17 protein-coding genes and 1 pseudogene are annotated in these 17,734 nt (G+C 40.0%); all 18 read right to left on the bottom strand.

From position 1 onward, the window contains the following. Positions 1-24: 24 nt before the first annotated feature. The 18 genes and pseudogenes from E7747_RS01230 to E7747_RS01145 all read right to left on the bottom strand — a co-directional run bounded on the left by E7747_RS01230 (position 25) and on the right by E7747_RS01145 (position 17,726). On the bottom strand, positions 25-756 hold the full coding sequence (locus E7747_RS01230; RefSeq protein WP_136413574.1) for a nucleotidyltransferase family protein: 732 nt from the start codon (positions 754-756) through the stop codon (positions 25-27). A gap of 37 nt (positions 757-793) precedes the next feature. Then, positions 794-1,990 carry a GHMP family kinase ATP-binding protein gene (locus E7747_RS01225; RefSeq protein WP_123613075.1) on the bottom strand — a complete coding sequence of 399 codons (1,197 nt, stop codon included), beginning with the start codon at positions 1,988-1,990 and terminating at the stop codon, positions 794-796. A 147-nt stretch (positions 1,991-2,137) separates the two neighbouring features. After that, on the bottom strand, positions 2,138-3,283 hold the full coding sequence (locus tag E7747_RS01220) for a dTDP-glucose 4,6-dehydratase (RefSeq protein ID WP_136413572.1): 1,146 nt from the start codon (positions 3,281-3,283) through the stop codon (positions 2,138-2,140). After that, positions 3,273-4,145, bottom strand: coding sequence for a dTDP-4-dehydrorhamnose reductase (gene rfbD / locus E7747_RS01215; protein ID WP_136413570.1), 873 nt, complete (start codon positions 4,143-4,145; stop codon positions 3,273-3,275). Before rfbD ends, E7747_RS01220 begins: the two co-directional genes overlap by 11 nt. Continuing rightward, the gene (gene rfbC / locus E7747_RS01210) at positions 4,142-4,717 is read right to left on the bottom strand and encodes a dTDP-4-dehydrorhamnose 3,5-epimerase (RefSeq protein WP_136413569.1); all 576 of its coding nucleotides are present in this window, start codon (positions 4,715-4,717) and stop codon (positions 4,142-4,144) included. The genes rfbD and rfbC overlap by 4 nt, the downstream gene beginning before the upstream one ends. A 2-nt stretch (positions 4,718-4,719) precedes the next feature. Then, positions 4,720-5,625, bottom strand: a complete 906-nt coding sequence (gene rfbA, locus E7747_RS01205; protein ID WP_136413567.1) for a glucose-1-phosphate thymidylyltransferase RfbA — start codon at positions 5,623-5,625, stop codon at positions 4,720-4,722. A 7-nt stretch (positions 5,626-5,632) separates the two neighbouring features. Next, positions 5,633-6,700, bottom strand: coding sequence for a DUF1972 domain-containing protein (locus E7747_RS01200; RefSeq protein WP_136413565.1), 1,068 nt, complete (start codon positions 6,698-6,700; stop codon positions 5,633-5,635). A 10-nt stretch (positions 6,701-6,710) separates the two neighbouring features. Continuing rightward, entirely contained in the window at positions 6,711-7,814 is a 1,104-nt protein-coding gene (locus E7747_RS01195) for a glycosyltransferase family 4 protein (RefSeq protein WP_136413563.1), read from the bottom strand. Positions 7,815-7,859: 45 nt separating this feature from the next. Next, the gene (locus E7747_RS01190) at positions 7,860-9,086 is read right to left on the bottom strand and encodes a transposase (RefSeq protein WP_136413561.1); all 1,227 of its coding nucleotides are present in this window, start codon (positions 9,084-9,086) and stop codon (positions 7,860-7,862) included. A 249-nt stretch (positions 9,087-9,335) separates the two neighbouring features. Beyond that, positions 9,336-9,686: an acyltransferase gene (locus E7747_RS01185; RefSeq protein ID WP_136413559.1), complete on the bottom strand. Its 351-nt coding sequence runs from the start codon at positions 9,684-9,686 to the stop codon at positions 9,336-9,338. A gap of 61 nt (positions 9,687-9,747) precedes the next feature. Further along, a complete protein-coding gene (locus E7747_RS01180) occupies positions 9,748-11,094 on the bottom strand; it encodes a glycosyltransferase (protein ID WP_136413558.1) in 1,347 nt (448 codons plus the stop codon). Then, entirely contained in the window at positions 11,091-12,104 is a 1,014-nt protein-coding gene (locus E7747_RS01175) for a polysaccharide pyruvyl transferase family protein (protein WP_168185176.1), read from the bottom strand. Before E7747_RS01175 ends, E7747_RS01180 begins: the two co-directional genes overlap by 4 nt. Before the next feature lie 35 nt (positions 12,105-12,139). Continuing rightward, on the bottom strand, positions 12,140-12,769 hold the full coding sequence (locus E7747_RS01170) for a Coenzyme F420 hydrogenase/dehydrogenase, beta subunit C-terminal domain (RefSeq protein WP_262710054.1): 630 nt from the start codon (positions 12,767-12,769) through the stop codon (positions 12,140-12,142). A gap of 5 nt (positions 12,770-12,774) precedes the next feature. Then, on the bottom strand, positions 12,775-13,329 hold the full coding sequence (locus E7747_RS01165) for a 4Fe-4S binding protein (protein ID WP_136413552.1): 555 nt from the start codon (positions 13,327-13,329) through the stop codon (positions 12,775-12,777). Next, positions 13,307-14,527: a hypothetical protein gene (locus tag E7747_RS01160; RefSeq protein WP_136413550.1), complete on the bottom strand. Its 1,221-nt coding sequence runs from the start codon at positions 14,525-14,527 to the stop codon at positions 13,307-13,309. Before E7747_RS01160 ends, E7747_RS01165 begins: the two co-directional genes overlap by 23 nt. Next, entirely contained in the window at positions 14,515-15,651 is a 1,137-nt protein-coding gene (locus E7747_RS01155; protein ID WP_136413548.1) for a glycosyltransferase WbsX family protein, read from the bottom strand. Before E7747_RS01155 ends, E7747_RS01160 begins: the two co-directional genes overlap by 13 nt. A 21-nt stretch (positions 15,652-15,672) precedes the next feature. Further along, positions 15,673-15,822: pseudogene (locus tag E7747_RS17415) on the bottom strand (DapH/DapD/GlmU-related protein); the annotation flags it as partial. Positions 15,823-16,289: 467 nt separating this feature from the next. Then, complete coding sequence (locus tag E7747_RS01145) at positions 16,290-17,726, bottom strand: oligosaccharide flippase family protein (protein ID WP_136413545.1); 1,437 nt, start codon at positions 17,724-17,726, stop codon at positions 16,290-16,292. Positions 17,727-17,734 lie beyond the last annotated feature (8 nt).

The following is a 17,734-nucleotide window of genomic DNA, read 5'->3' as shown; positions in this document are numbered from 1 at the left end:
TGTGTGTTTAATTGGGGATAAAAGTTAGCTGAAACGTATTTGTGCTTCTTTATAGGAGTCGAGTGAGCCTATGTCGAAGCGTCCGGCCGGCATGGGCCATGCGTGGAGGGCAGAGGTCTCGGTAAGGTAGTGGGCAAGATTTCCGGGGGCATCGAACCCGCATCCGTGGTCAAGACATTCTTTTATAAGAGGTAGATCGTTTTTTGAATATATGTAGAAGGGAGGTACAGCCCAGTTTGAAACAGGTGTCTCGGGTTTTTCCTGCATTTCGAGAACTTTCATTTCGTCGTTGACGGCTATTACGCCGGTGCGCTGAAGGCGTTTCAGTTCCGGTTCGTGATGGCACATGATCACTGATGTCCCTTTTTCATTGAAATAGTCGATAAATCCTCGGAGTGAGAATTCAAGGATGTTGTCGGCTGCAAGTACCATTATGTCGTCATTGATGTTACAGTCTTTGATGGCAAGAAGAAGATCGCGGACCGCACCGAGACGTTTGTCGTTTGATGTAGTCCCGTCATCAATTATGGTCACCGTTTTTTCATATGAGGTTGTTTTCAGCCATTCCTGAAATATTGGTGTGAACTTATGGTTTGTCACGATAATGTGTGAATCTATTTCAGGGAACGGGTCGATGTCATCGAGCATGCGTTCGAGGATATTTCGGTCACCGACTTTTAGCAATGGTTTTGGAAAGTTTTCAGTCAGAGGATAGAGACGTGTGGCATAACCGGCCGCTATTATTATATTTTTCATAGACTTCAGTGGATTATAATTGTAGTGATGGCATTGGTCAGAGGAAATCGACTCCGTTTGCCGGGTCGCAGAAGAAGATTTCGAATGAATCCTTGTACTGCGGATATTCTTTCAGGTATTCAGTTGTCACGGACTCACGGATTGAATCTATTTTTTCAGGATCGACGAGGGCTATACATGCTCCTTTGAATCCAGCTCCGCTGAAACGTCCGCCGAATATTCCGTCGGTCTTTCTCATTATCTTATGGAGTGATATGAGTTCCGGCGAGCCGCATTCGTAATTATTCATCGAACTTTCGCAGCTGTCAAAGACATATTGTCCGAACCGTGCGATGTCACCGGCTTCCCATGCCTCGATTCCTTTTCGGACACGTTCGCACTCGGTGAAGAAGTGGCGTGCACGGCGTGCGAACCGTGCAGGCATACGTTCGGCATATTTTTCAAGATTTTCTTCAGGCACGTCGCGCAGACGCGTGTCGGCAAGTTCCTTAAGGTGCTCTCCTTCATATGCCTGCATAATCCACGCTGCGGTCTTGCATTCCGAGACGCGCAGGTTATAGTCTGTGCCGGTCAGTTTGCGGGTGACACCGGAGAAGAAGATGCCAAGCTTGAAGGGTAGTGGTCTGGGATTGTCGCCTCCGAAGGGGATAAGGCGGTGTTCGCCTGTCTCTGTGTCGAGAAACAGAAGTTTGTCGGCTTCGCATAGCACTACGCATGCTTGATCGAGAATTCCGTTGTTGAGTCCGACATATTTCCGCTCGGCTATAGAGGCGTAGTCGATGACCTGCTGGCGGGTCAGTTCGAGGTGGTTTACCTTATCAATGGCCATCACAAAGCCACAAAGAAGGGCTGCCGACGACGACAGCCCACCTATAGGCATAGAACCTTTGACAATTCCACGTATTCCTTTGTCAAGCCTGAAATCCTGTTGCAGCGCCCAGACGGCTCCCCGCAGATAGTCGCCCCAGTTGCCTTGTTTCTCATCGACTGGTCGCTGTACATTGAACGTCATCAGACCTTCGAATGACAGAGAGGCCATCTCGACTTTTCCGTTGTCGGTTGCCGAGAACAGAAACTCTATTCCCGAATCGAAAGCGAACCCGCTTACAAGACCGTGCTGATGGTCGACATGCGCCCCCAATGGACATATACGGTAAGGCGCAAATAACTGATAAAGCGCATCGCCCTTCCCAAAGAAAGTGCGATACGCTTGGTGAAGATCATTATTGTACATTTAATATTGGAATTTTGGAGAGTTATCTGTTTTCAACAGTTCGGTAATTTTTGAGCAGGCATAGCTGTATCGCACTGATATACAATAGTTTGCATTGATATTGAATTATTGTTGCATCTTATTGATATTCAATTGAATATGCAAATTTTACCGAACTATTGTGTTTTTATACATCTCCTCATAATATTTTTCGTATTCTCCGGAGGTTATGTTGTCCATCCATTCCTGATTGTCGAGATACCAGCGGACGGTTTTTTCGATTCCTTCCTCGAACTGCAGGGATGGTTCCCAGCCGAGTTCGCGCTGGAGTTTGCGGGAGTCGATGGCGTAGCGCATATCGTGGCCGAGGCGGTCGGTGACGTAGGTGATGAGTTCGTCGGAGTAGCCTTCGGGATTGCCTAACAGACGGTCGACTGTGCGGATTACTACCTTGATGATGTCGATGTTTTTCCACTCGTTGAAGCCGCCAATGTTGTATGTCTCGGCAACCTTGCCATTGTGGAATATGGTGTCAATTGCTCGGGCGTGGTCGACGACATAGAGCCAGTCGCGTACGTTCTCGCCCTTTCCGTAGACAGGAAGTGGCTTGCGGTGACGGATGTTGTTGATAAACAGCGGTATCAGCTTTTCAGGGAACTGATAAGGGCCGTAGTTGTTGGAGCAGTTTGTCACGAGCGTTGGCATACCGTATGTGTCGTGGTAGGCGCGGACAAAGTGGTCAGAAGAGGCCTTCGATGCCGAATAGGGTGAATGCGGGTTGTATTTTGTTGTTTCGAGGAAGAACTCTGTGCCGTAAGCGTGGTGGTGTTCAGAGGAGGATGCTGTGGTTGTAAAAGGCGATTCGATACCCTCGGGGTTTGTCAGCTCAAGAGCGCCATAGACTTCATCGGTGGATATGTGGTAGAACATTTTGCCTTCATATCTTTCAGGAAGTGACTCCCAGTATTCCTTGGCGGCCTGTAGCAAGGCAAGAGTGCCCATGACATTTGTGCGGGCGAAAGTGAACGGGTCTTTAATCGAGCGGTCGACATGGCTCTCGGCGGCGAGATGTATGATGCCGTCAATCTCGTATTCCCTGATGATACGTCGCATTTCTTCAAGGTCGGAGATGTCAGCCCGGACGAATGTGTAGTTTGGCATGTCCTCGATGTCGCTGAGGTTTGCGAGGTTGCCGGCATAGGTCAGCTTGTCGAGGTTGACGATGCGGTAGTCGGGGTACTTGTTTACGAAAAGGCGCACCACGTGTGAGCCGATGAAACCGGCTCCGCCGGTTATTAGTATATTACGCTTCATTTTCTTTGAGATTTTTGATACAGGTTTTGAGAGAATCGGTCCAGTAAGGAACTTTCATGCCGAAAGTCTGTTTAAATTTAGATTTGTCAAGGACGGAGTATGAGGGACGTATCACTTTGGATGGGAACTCGTCGGAGTGGCATGGCTGTATATCGCATGAGGTGTTGCCGGCGAGTTCCGCGATGGACTTTGTGAAATCGAACCAAGAGCATACACCTTCATTGGAATAGTGGTATATGCCTTCGTTTCCTTCCATCTTCCTGTTCTCGATGATGTGGAAGATTGCATCGGCAAGGTCCTGAGCATATGTTGGCGTACCGGCCTGGTCGAACACGACCTTCAGCTGCGGTTTGGTCGATGTCAGGGCTAGCATTGTCTTCACAAAATTCCTGCCGTATTCGCTGTATAGCCATGCGGTACGGAATATGAGTGATCTAACGCCTGATTCTGCGATTTGCTGCTCGCCGTGGAGCTTGGTGAGGCCGTAGACACCCGTGGGTGTGCCCTTCTGGTCTTCCCGGCAGGGGACGTTGTATGGCTCTTTGCCGAAGACATAGTCCGTTGAAATCTGGATGAGGGTGCCGCCGTTTTCTTTTACGGCTTCCGCGAGGTTGCGGACAGCTGTTGCGTTAAGCAGTTCTGCGAGCTCGGTATCGTCCTCGGCTTTGTCCACGTTGGTGTAGGCGGCGCAGTTGACGATTACCTTTACGTCGTTATCCATAACCATCTGTCTGACAGACTTGGCATCCGTGATGTCAAGTTCTGCGACATCGGTGAAGATGTAATTGTCTTTTGAACCTTTGACGGCGTTCCGGAGGCAGTTCCCAAGCTGGCCGTTGCCTCCTGTTACAAGTATGTTCATTTTTTGTACTGGTCTATGTTGAAATCAAATGGAGAATCGAAACCGGCAAGGACTGAATGGTTTAGATCCTTTTCGGACAGGATAGCTTTCGTGGGGTCAATCAGCCAGTCTATTCCAAGCGATTCATCCTGTATCGAGATTCCGCCGTCGGCTTCCGGGTGGTAATAGTTGTCGCATTTGTACTGGAACACCGCAATGTCGCTGAGGACGGCAAATCCGTGGGCGAATCCGCGGGGTATGAAGAACTGGCGGTGGTTGTCCTCCGTGAGTTCGACGGCCACGTGTCTGCCGTAGGTTGGGGAGCCTTTGCGGATGTCGACGGCCACGTCGAGCACACGGCCTTTAACGCAACGCACAAGTTTTGACTGTGCGAACGGCGGACGCTGGAAATGGAGTCCGCGCATGACGCCGTAGGCCGAGCATGATTCGTTGTCCTGCACAAAGTCGACCGGACGCACCTTTTCGTCGAACTCCTTTTTCGAATAGCTCTCGAAGAAATAGCCACGGGCATCCTTGAAGATGCGCGGCTCGATTATGACAACTCCGGGGATTGATGTCTCGATTACGTTCATATTCAGTCAAGATTGGGTGTGTCAGTGCGGTCGATTTCGTCAACCACTTTCATGAGGTACTGTCCGTACTGGTTCTTGAGCATGGGACGGGCGATTTCAACCATGCGCTCGCGTGAGATCCATCCCTGACGGTAGGCTATGCCCTCGAGGCATGCGATCTTGAGCCCCTGCCGTTTTTCGAGCACCTCGACATAGATTGAGGCTTCGGCGAGTGAATCGTGTGTGCCGGTGTCGAGCCATGCGAAACCACGTGGAAGGGTCTGGACCTTCAGTTCGCCGTCCTTGAGGAATTCCTGATTTACGGTTGTGATTTCGAGCTCGCCACGTGCTGACGGCTTGATGCGCGCAGCCACGTCCACCACCTTGTTTGGATAGAAGTAGAGGCCGACGACGGCATAGTTGCTCTTCGGGTGCTCGGGTTTTTCCTCAATCGACAGGCAGTTGCCGTTCTTGTCAAACTCGGCCACGCCGTAGCGTTCGGGATCGTCGACCCAGTAGCCGAACACCGTTGCCTTGCCATCCTCCTCGGCTGTCCTCACTGCGTCCTTCAGCACGCCGGAGAATCCTGCTCCGTGGAAGATGTTGTCGCCGAGGACAAGGCATGCGGAGTCATCGCCGATGAAGTCCCTGCCGATGATGAATGCCTGTGCGAGGCCGTCGGGCGATGGCTGTTCGGCGTATGTGAACCTGACTCCGTAGTCGCTGCCGTCGCCAAGGAGGCGCTTGAATCCGGGGAGGTCTGTCGGGGTCGAGATGATCAGTATATCCCTGATTCCCGCCAGCATGAGGGTCGAGACCGGATAGTAGACCATCGGTTTGTCATAGATTGGGAGCATCTGTTTCGATACCCCCTTGGTGATGGGGTAGAGGCGTGTGCCCGACCCACCGGCAAGTACGATTCCTTTCATAAATATGTTATTGATATAGTTTACAGTATTGATCTGAAATATGTTTCCAAGTGTAACGACGGCCGGCAATCTCGACCATTTCCTGTCCGTTAAGGGACGTGGAATTTATATGGGAAATAATGTCGTCAGTAGATTTAAAGTAGTAAGCTTTGTTTTCTGTCGTTTCTCGGTTATAGACAACATCGCAGGCTATAATTGGAATACCGAAGAACATTGCTTCTACGAGAGACGGGTTTGTTCCACCCGCACTGTGGCCGTGCATATAGATTCCGGCATTTGAACGGAGTGCATATAGAATATCGAGGTTATAGATGGCATCAAGGATTTTTATATTGGGGTATTTTGAATAATCCTCTTTAAGTTTTCTTGAATATTCGCTGTGATTCCAGTTGCCAATGAATACCAGTGTCTTATCTGTCTTAGAGAAGGCTTCAAGAATAATGTGACTGTTATTTTCGGGCTCGATCCTGCATACGGTTATAGCGTAGTCTCCCTTTTTCAATCCGTATGTGTCAAGGGTAGAATCGATAAAATCGTCTGTAAGCTCCCGTTTCACATGGTCTCCTCCGTAGGCTATAAGTTCCGACGGCTTACCGTATGTCGTAGTTACATAATCCTGTATCCCTTTGTTGTCAGAGACTACAATATCAGCAAACTTAACAGCCATAGATTCCGACGTGCGGAGAATCCAGCGAGCCATTTTGCCCCATTTCGCTCGTCGATGTTCCAGTCCGTCGATGTTCACGATGATTTTACTACGGCACAGTGTCCTCAGGACTGGCATGAAAAGACAACCGGACACTCCCAGGACAAGGACTACGTCATATCCGCTGATTACACGGCACATTGAAAGAATGTCGTATGGAATTGACTGTGCTCCGTTGGCGTGAAGACCGACATACTTGAGTGTCGCACCTTTGTACTGAGGAAGCCTCTCGGGCATATCCTTTGATGAACAGAACACCGTGTAGTCCACATTTTCAGGACAATGGACTCCCAGCAGATTCTCGACAAGACTCTCGAATCCGCCATAATTTGCCGGAACGCCCTGCGTCCCGACGATAGCAACTTTCATTTATGTGAATTTAGTTTGATTTAGTTAACAATTCCATTTTTTTGATATACTCATCCACAACAATTTTTCTATCAAAATACTTTGCCACTTTGTTATGTGCATTCAAACCAAAATCTCTTTTTTGATTAAAAGGAAGTGATATAAATTTTCTTATAGCTTCGATTAGTGCATTTTCATCTCGTTGTTTGATGATATAGCCTGTAATACGATCATCTACGATTTCTTTACATCCACTTTTATCTGTGGTAATAGCAGGTCTACCCATTGCTGCACTTTCTAAAAGGACATTGCTCATTCCTTCCGGGTAATATGTCGGATGAATCTGACAATGAGATAGCTCGATGAACTTCCGTGGATCTTTCTGATAGCCATGAAATATAATAATTCCTTTTTCAGCAAATTCATCCACCATTTTTGAATATTTCTCATCATCTTTTATTCCAACAATGTGGAAATTAAGATTTGGATTTTCTGCTTTGAGTTTTTTTGCTGCGTTCAGATATAATCCGATGCCTTTTGCTTCAAGTATACGTCCTGTATATAAAAAATTTATGTGCTTATCAGTAGATGGATACTCTTTGAATACAAATTTCTCAAGATTTACTCCTGATCCGGCTACCAATGATTGCGCTTTGAGTTTTATTCCATGTCTTTTGAAAAATTGTTGACTTTCTAGGTTTTGGAAATACACGTGATTAGCTAATTTCATTGAATATTTCATCATAGCCACACTGACTATTTGCATGATGCCTCTGTTTTCAACAGCCGTCCCTAAACCAGTGACGCTACATATTATTGGTATTTTAAGCTTATGACAGATTATGCTTCCATATATGTTTGGCTTAATTGTGTATGCAGAGACTACGTCAGGACAAAATTTCTTAATTACATCTTTGTAGGCTTTAAGTAAACTTAGTTCTTTAAATGGATTTTTTCCATGTCTGCTCAATTTAATAGGATATACTTTACATCCCATTTTGGAGAAGAAGTCTGCAGATATTTCACAAGGAGAACAAATGCCAACATTATTCCCCAGTTTTAGCAGTTCTTCGATGAGTTCCATTCGAAAAGATTTTAGACCACCAATACTATTTGATAAGAATAAAACGTTCATTGTAATTACAATGATTCGGTAAAATTTGAGGTTGTTCAGCCTAGGCTAAGCCGCTAACTGAGCCAACCGATGATTTATTTTCTGAATTATTTTGAGATGCGGAGATTTTCCGCAAGTCGAAATAATTGTTGAGGCGAGATAAGATTCAAACATAAGCCGTTTGAACTGTGCTAACGAAAGATCCGGATAATCTTTCCTTATGACCTCCTTGCAGACATTGAGTGCAGTGAAGGAAAGATTGAATGCGAAGTCAAGCCGGTCTTTGTCGCGTGTCTGTTGCGACTGGAGTCCTGTAAACTGTTTGGCATCGCGTATGCCGAACTCAATCTGAAAGCGGGTGCGGTAGAAACCGATGATCTTTTCAGACCTCATATTGGTGTCTGTAGAGAAGTAAAGAAGAGGCTCTGCGTTTTCAACCGGACAGACCACGATACGGATGTCGCGTTTCAATGCCCTCGAATGTACGACCGCCGTGTGACATCGGTTTTTGTTTCCTTTGGAATCCTCATATATGAATGAGGTGAACACGGACATATCAAGATTGGAGAAATCCACTTTCTCTCCATACTTTTTCTTTCTGCCGCGTCTTCGCGGGGCGGAGGAATCCGGTATGGCCAGATACCTCAGATATGAGTTGGCACGTAATCTCCCGACAAATCGAAATCCCATGCCAATCACTTCATTTACAAACTCATATTTGGAGAAAAAGGCATCGGCAACCAGAATATCCGTCAGTGAGAGCAGCTCTGTCGCCTTTGACCTGACAAGTGCCACATACCAGTCAAGCATTGACATTTGTTTCTCAGATTCAAGAGTCCTGAAGTTCGGTGACTGGACAGCACCGAGCATCACGCATGTATGTTTACTCAGACTTATTGCCCCGATCGCCATTATCTCCAGACCGCGTTTGACACGTTGTGCCACCCCTGACCAGAAACGGCCTATGCCATACGTCAGTCTGCCTGCTTTTGAAATGAACGACGGATCGATTGCCACTGCCATGTCATCGGCCGGCCCAAAACAATCCTGCGCCATACCTATGTTGACTTTCATCCAGTCTACGGATGTCTTGAAATTGGAGGCAAAGGTCTTGGCTGTACGACCGCCATAGCGCGACAGCCGGGTAAAATTGACTTTGCCCGGAATCAACGCTACAGTGCGTATTGTTAAAATCAGCCAGTTGAGGAACCTTTTGCTCATCTTGGTTGTAGTATTTTCAAATACCGACTTACACCGAAAGGTGAAGTCTTTGAGAATCGCCAATACGTTCATGGTATAAGTGTTTTATAATGAACGCTTTGGCGATTCATTTGTATTTGACAATTCGACATATTAACTTAAGTTTCAACTACTTCGGTAATTTTTACCGAATCATTGTAATTAAATACGTTTGATTAATTTTGCTGGTATTCCACCATAAATACCATTTGATTCACAATCGTGTGTAACGACTGCACCAGCAGCGATTATACATAGAGAACCAATATTAACACCTGCCATAATCCATGCTCCACAACCAATTCATACATCATTCTCAATCACAACCTTACCATATGATTTTGGATTGTATTTTATAGGAATATCTTCATTGTTCCAACCATGATTTGAACTCATAATTGTAACATTATGTGCGATTGAAACGTCGTCCCCAATTTCAATACCACCTTCACCGTCAATGTAGCATAAAGGATGAAACGAAATATTATTTCCTAACTTAATCTTGTCGATATGCTTAAAATATACCTTAGGATGAATTGAAACATTCGTTCCACAGGTATTAAAATTATATTTATAATAAGCATAACGAAACATTATGCCACTCCAGTAGAGCCAAGATTTAAAAGGCCATAAAAATTTTTTTTGTAAATCCATCCAATGAGGATGAATATATATTTTACCTGATTATATAGTCGAAAGATTGTTCTACCGTTCATTAATTATTAAGTTTGTAAATGTCAAGAATCTTTTGAGTATGGTCTTTTATTGAAAAATTGAAGTTCATGAGTAATAATTTATCATTAAACTTCTCTAATTGTGCTGGTGATTGTAGAATGTCTTTCAACTTGTTTTTAAGCGACTCTCTGTTATTTATAATGAACTTACTATCAATTTCTTTTATGATTTCTTTAGCACCTACAGTATCACTTACAATTGCTGGTATTCCATGAGATAGAGCTTCAAGAGTGATAAGGCTAAATGTCTCATGCCATTTAGATGGAACTATAATTCCATCTAAATGATATAGAATATCGGATAAATTATCATATTTATAAAGTCCGCAGTATTCTATAGAAGGTATATCTATATCAATGCCAATTTCAGCTGTTCCATAAACTTTAATCTTGATATTTTTTAATCCATCATGATATAGTTCTTTTATTACAGATTTAAGAATTGGAAATCCTTTGTATTCACTTAAACTGCCTATAAAACCAAACGTCAAACACTCGTTAAGGATGAGTTTCTTTCTTCGGTCTATTATTTTTGCCGTTGTGACAGGTACTGAGTGCCCTTTAATATTAGGGAGAAATTGTCGAAATATTGATTCTGTCTGTTTACTATTAAAATGGAAATAGTCAACTAAATTAAAATATGATTGATAATACTCTATTAATATAGCATAATTTTTAATAATTTCATTTGTTGGAATAAATTGGGGCGTATCAGTAGGCTTATGTATAGTTGAAATTAACTTCTTTTTAGGTAATCGCAACCATTTACTCCAATGATAAAGAGATGAATTACATAATCTTAGCGCATAATCTGACATAGAGCTATGACAACATATTGCACAATTTGTTGATTTTGGACCTGAACATAAATTCCCATTGTAATCAATTAAATTGTTCTTGGGGCATATACCATAAAAATCATGAGTCGTATAGATTATTTTTATATTCATATCCTTCAAACTCCTTACGATAGCTTGTGGTAGCCCCATAAACGTATGGATATGAAAAATTTTAATGTCATTCTTGCGAATAAACTCTTGGATATTTCTAAGATTGACTTTTACATCACGAAACTGAGAGGCTGGAGTTTTAACTCCATATAGGAGTGTCGGAGTAGTAGGGTTAGTAAGTTTGATTACTTTTATATCTCTAACTTTATGGCTTTTTTTGAATCTACACTCGGTAGCTCGGAATAGAGTGTCACCACAAATCAAGGCATAAACATTGTGTCCTTGGCGAGCTTGTTCGTGCATTAAATCCGATGCATATTGCACGCTCCCTCCGTGACGTTTTGGTGGTAAACCGATGGTATAATGCAAAATTGTCATTTAAGATATAGGGATAAGAAATCTTTACTATTTTTTTTTGCCTCAATAATCTTGTCTTTAACTTCAAATAGGCTTAATAAAGTCTCTATTCTTGAATTTTGGCTCTCTTTGTCCCGTAATTTAAAACGCATGAAAGTTTTAAATTCAGTCTGAAATATCCAAGAAAAAATTGTGGCATGGAACGAATCCGTAGCAACATATTTTGCATGCTTTATCAAATATAGGAATTCACCTGGACCTAAATTTTTAAGATGGCAAAAAGCATTGATAGCATTAGGCTTATTAAACATTGAGATGTTTATAATCTTAGCATTATACTTTATTGAAAGAGAATCTAACTCCATCTGATGGATATCTTTTCCAAGAAAATAAGTAACAATAAAATCATCTGGAAGTCCATCGACAGAATGTTCATCTGCAATCTTATCCCAGATTTCCCGATTTACCATTAAGGTTGGATCAAGAACTACGGGGATTTTTCTGCCTGTAATTTCTTTAAGAACATCTGCACCTTTTTCTTCCCTACAGGAAATAAATGAAAGTGAGTTAATTAGTGACTTCTGCTCAGTAAGAATTTCTTCGGAATTTCCTACTCCGAGACTTGGAGCATAAGCTATTATCTTTTTTCTTTCAGATACTGGTAGGAACTCTCCGAAAAATACTGGATCATATAAAAAAGGATTCCATATTTGATCGCTACCAATGACGATCTTATTGTATTTTTTAGAAATTTGAGTGAGCTGTCTTTTACTCCTTATTTTTTCTTTAGATAATGGAATGTATTTATTTTCAAATTCATTAAATTTCTTTTCTTGAGAAATCCTATGACTAAGATAATTTCTTTTAGCACCAGTAGGAGGAATCCATAACTTATACATCAGCCGTTCTAAAAACGGTCTAATTTTCCATTTAAAGTGAGCTGCCGTTTCATCATAATTAATAATTTCTACCTTATGGCCAAAACTGGCTAGCATCTCGCTCATTGCAAATGCTTGTAATGTCGAGCCCATATTGTAACCATATCGGCGCGTTAATATACCAATAGTCATATTCGTGCCTTAATTTCGTAAATTAAGTTCTTGATAAATATAGGAATTATTTTATTTCTCCAACTATGACGGATACATCGGTTTTTGGTTAACCACTCATATCCATGTAAATAAAATTCCTCGAATATTGAATCACGTTCAGGTGGTATCGGTTCAGAGTGTCGGAGGCGAACATCTCCTTTTATGGCTACATCAACAGGGAGTGTTATTGATTCAATGTCACTTGAAATTTTTCTTAAGAGATTCTGACCTTTTTGATTATTACACATAATCAAATTAAAACCATATTTACGTTGAAGCCGTAGGGGCTTATAATATTTTTCTGCATTCCAGAAATCAGATAATGTAATATCTCCTACTCTCTCAGATCTTGAGAAACCACATGAAAAACAACTTTTACGATTAAATCGTGACTTGTAAAAGCTATATGCGAAAAAGTCATTCCCCCAAATTTTTTTCTCAGATTTTCCATCCGGATAAATATATTTTATATAAGCTCTCCATCCAGTTTTTTCTTTTCCTCTGAACTTGTAATCAATGATTTTTTGATTCGTTTTATTTTGGATGAAAGAGATATGTTCTTTAAATATTAAAGGACTTGGTGTCCCATGACAAACTAAATCCACGCATACTAAATTCTCATAATCTTTTTTAGAAATGTTCTTAAGCCTCCGACTTGACAAGGAGTTCCTGAAAACAGAACCTTTAGCCCATTTTTTAAATCGTCTTTTACTTGTTGTAAGATTCCGGTAATATCACTTTGTACGTATTTTGAACCTCTTAAACGCTGAAGTCCAGCTATGTTATTAACTCTTGTATGAACAACATTTAGATGGTCATCAAAATCTACTCCATAGACTATCCCTCCGTTTTCTATCCATTTCCTGCCTAATACATAAAATATACCACCAGAAGTTGATGTGAGTCTATCTTCAAAATTTATATTCCATGCAGCTTGTACATCTTTTGGTAATGTATGGAAAAGAGGATTCACTACATTTTCTTGTGTTGGACATGTCTTTTCGCAAAGATTACACTCTATACATTTCGTAGAGTTAATTTTAGGATACAAGAAACCTTCTCTGTTATTGAGCATTTCTATAGCTCCTACCGGACATATTTGGGCACAAGCCTGACAGCCGTAACAAGCCGACTCTGGTAAGTTATAAAATACATGTGTTCGCATTGTTTACTCTTAGTTTTTTAGAAATAGTGAGAACTAACATACACAACCAACCGATTTGTGTATTAACACCAATTAAGACTATACACATAATCCAAAAGCCAAATGTGACCAATTTATATCTTTTATCTACACAGAGTTGGAATGAATATATGAGAAAATATAATCCTATAATCATTCCGTTTTCTAAAACATAATTAGCCATAGCTCCCCCAGACCATCCTTGTGGAACCCCAGGCATATAATGCGACATCCATATAGATGTGCTTCCCATTCCTTCTCCAATCCATCCATTAAGGCTAAATGGATTAATACGAGACAAGCATAATAATGTAGGTACGATACGTATAGAGGCGCTATGATCAGTGGCTATCATTGATTTTGTATCTCCAGTAACTGTAGCTTGAAGAAAATTCGTAGAACGTTGAAGTGGTACAAAATCTAAAATAACACCTAATACTATAATTAGTCCAATAATACAAGCTATTGATATTATATTTTTACGACGGATATAACGAGTTATGATTAATGCCAATATGATCATCGCAGTTCCGCTCATCATAGTCAACATTACCCATAGAAAAGCTAACCATTCGATTTTATTTTTTTTATAACTCTGTGTTATAGAAATTTTGCGTTTTTCTATCCAGTCGTTTGTAATTAAAAACATATACATCAGTAGCCCTAGATATCGAGCGGTATGACTTGGTTCCGGGGATAGCGAATTTAGTTTCCACCTGTTAACTTTTTCTCCATAATCTGATAATTGGTTAATAACCGGAAGGCCTGTCAATGTGCAGAATTGTTGTATAAGTAGAACTATTGCATAGGCAATTATAAGATATTTGAGAATACTTTTTAATTGTTCTGGTGTGAATTTTCCATATATAAATGTACGTATTCCTGCAAGGAAGTACACCATAAACATGAAACTAAAAAGACAAGATGTCCACTTAACTGTGGTCCAATGAAATCCAATTTGTAATATTAATATTAATATTATTAAGCCGAAAATCGGCATATCAAATTTTGGTAAGAATTTACCTGAAAATAATACTATAATAGGGCCCAAAAACATAGATCCAATAAGCAGATAATTTCGATTATCAATCGGATCCGTAGCAAAGGCTGGAGAAATTGATAATGTTATTAAAATCCAGATAAATACTATCCTATTTGAGCGAGAACTTAAAAATTCCATTCACCAGTTTCTTGTAGAGTTTCCTTGATGGCCTCTAAATTACTATAACCGTTTTTTTTATCTGGTTCGAGGTATCCGCCCTCGGCCCATTCATTCCATGCAAATACAAATATTTTATCAGTATTATATTCTTTCCGAGCTTTAATTACCAGTTCTTTAAGATATTTTTTGAACTTTTTAGGCGTTTGACCGGTATAACACCATCCTGATGATTTTTTTCGAGGTGTATTATCCCAATCGACTATTGCTGACGGAAGCATCGTTGAATTATCTGGTTTTAATGCCAATATCTTTTTCCAATCGGAATCGTAATCGACTGTTTTTACGGTTTTAGGATGATGGATAGATAATCCTCGTTTTATTCCAAACATACCTTTGACTCTACGGGAATATTTTACTACAGATTTAAACCACCATCGTTTCCATGATTTTCCAGTCATATATTGTACATATCCAGGATGAAATTGAATTCCATATGTGAAACGACTTCTATCCCAACTTTTATCAATGCATGCCGTTACGCTCTGATAAATATACTTTATACCTGGAAACCCAGCCTCTTTTGCCATTTTAGTCCATGTATCCAGCATTTTAGTCAGCTTGCCTATGAGCTGTGGAACGTATATTATTAATAATGGCATCCCATCTTCTTTTATATAACGTGAATCATTGAAAAAGGGTAACATATAGTTGAAATGATTAACCCAATCATCTTCGTCATCAAAATCATGAGCAATTAAAGTCCTAACGTTTCCTGCAGTTGCTTTCCATCCATCATTCCAATCATGATTTGCCCATGAAATCATGTAATTAATATCAATCTCTGGATGAGCTAAAAGCATTTCCATTGGCTTTTCCAATAGTTTATGACCGTTAAACCAATAATGATACATTGCAAACCCATAAATACCATGTTCACGAGCTATTTGACATTGCCATTTTAGTGTATCTAATTCAGAAAGGTCATAATAATTGTTGTTTAGTGGTACACGTGGTTGATTATGACCGGGAAATAGAGGCTGTGCGGATTTGACATTAACCCATTCAGTAAAGCCTTTTCCCCACCATTCATCATTTTCTGGTATTGTGTGAAACTGTGGGAGATATAGAGGAATTATTTTCATATTTTAAATTTTATAATAAGTTTTTATTATCTTAGCAGGATTTCCACCAGCTATTGTATATGGTGGAATATCTTTTGTTACTACTGCATTAGCTCCAATCACAGAACCTTTCCCAATAGTAGTACCGGGGAGTATGATAACGTTATCTCCAAGCCAAACATCATCTTCAATTGTAACTGAACCCTTTGAAAAAAGCTCTCTTGAAATAGGAGGAAAGAATGTATCACGGTGAATTGAATTATAATCTCCATGAGAATTATCAGTAATAAGAACACGACGCCCTGTTAATATATTTTTCCCTATTTTAATTGAACTAATACACGTTATATGAGTGTAGTCTCCAAATATACAAGAATCACCAATACTAATTATAGGATTGAATGTTTGAGATTGATATGAGATATGTGCTTCTAAAATGGTATTTTTACCAAAACTTACATTTTGGCCGATTATTATTGCCTTAGAATCACCTATTATTCTACTTCCCCTACGAAATATTACGCGATTCCCACATTGTCTAAATAAATTTTTTAGATAACCTGAATAAATTAAATCTAACGCTTAATTAACTCTGATAAATAAAAAATACGGAATTATAAAATTAAAAGCTACTCCAATAATCCGAAGTAAATGTATCATTATATATGTTTAAATTTATGAATTAATGATAAATACTGATTTTGTTTTATTAGGTATATCATAGCAATATGGCTATAAATAATAATCGCTACGATAGCACAAGCCAGGCTAAACCATCTAGATGTTATAAAGATATTTACAAATAAGACTAAAATACCCAATGGCAAATATATACTTCCGTAGTGCAATAATTTTTTTATGAAATAAATGGGATTGATTATTTTGCGTAAGTAAAGTATTGCAACTGCTATGACAATACTTTCAGCAGTAAACCAAGTAATAATAGAACCTAATGATTGTAAGTTAAGATAACCAACTAATATAATATTTAGAAGAATGCCAACAGATGCTCCATAAAGGCAAATTTTTGCTATGGCTTTGTCGTGTCCTCTTGGGAGTAATACTTGGACAAAAAGAATCTGGTTTAAGCCTAATATTAAGATTAGAGGAGCTCCTATTGTTAATATTGAAATTGATTCATTATATTGGGAACCTGCGATTAAGTATATAATTATATCTGAATAAAACAACAAAATAATTATAAGAGGAAAGGAGAAACAACACAATAATTCAATGGAGGAGTAAATAAGATATGACTCTTGTTCTTTATTTCCAGATGCAACCAAAGAACTTAATTTAGGCATCATGGCAGTGGAGTAAGCGGTATATAAGGCTAAAATTATTATGATAATTTTAGTCGCTGTGGAAAAATAACCGACTTGGGCTTCGTTACAGATGAAACCTAAGTAAACAGTATTGAATCCAACATAAAAGAATGATATTAGCGCTTGAGAACCTAAAAGGAACATTGGTTTTAGGTATTGATTTAAAGAATCTATTATATTTACTTTTATAAATTGTGTCGCACGTTTTGCATATTTCCAATTTATAATGCCATTTGCGACCAGAGTTAAAACAGAGAGTAAATAATATGTCATTACATCATTATGATTATTTACAAGAACAAAAACGAGAATAACATATATTATACGAATTATTACGGCGCGGAGAGTTATAAATTTAAAATTTTGAATGCCTCGAAATAACCACTCAATGGTTATGGCATTAAATATGATTTGGAATATACCAATGAATAGGTAAGCTTTTATTTCATAAAATTGTGGTATCAAAAAAATCAAAGGGATATAGATAACTAATACTCCCAGAGAGATGAGAATATTTGTGACTAATAGCTTGGAAAAAGTTAGATTTAATTGTTGTTGAGATGTACATTTTGCTATTTCTCGTGTTCCTAAATTTAAGATACCCATTGCCGCAAATAACATAAAATATTGGACAATGCTTGTTGCATAATTGTAGAGGCCAATGCCATCTGGACCTAAAACTCGTGAGGCATAAGGAAAAGTTATAAATTGAAATATATAATTTGCACCTTGTAGGACAGCACTATAAACAATGTTTTTTTTTAAGCCCATATCGTAGT

This window comes from Duncaniella dubosii, from assembly GCF_004803915.1.
Lineage (GTDB): Bacteria > Bacteroidota > Bacteroidia > Bacteroidales > Muribaculaceae > Duncaniella > Duncaniella dubosii.
This window is presented reverse-complemented; position numbering and strand designations above follow the sequence as displayed.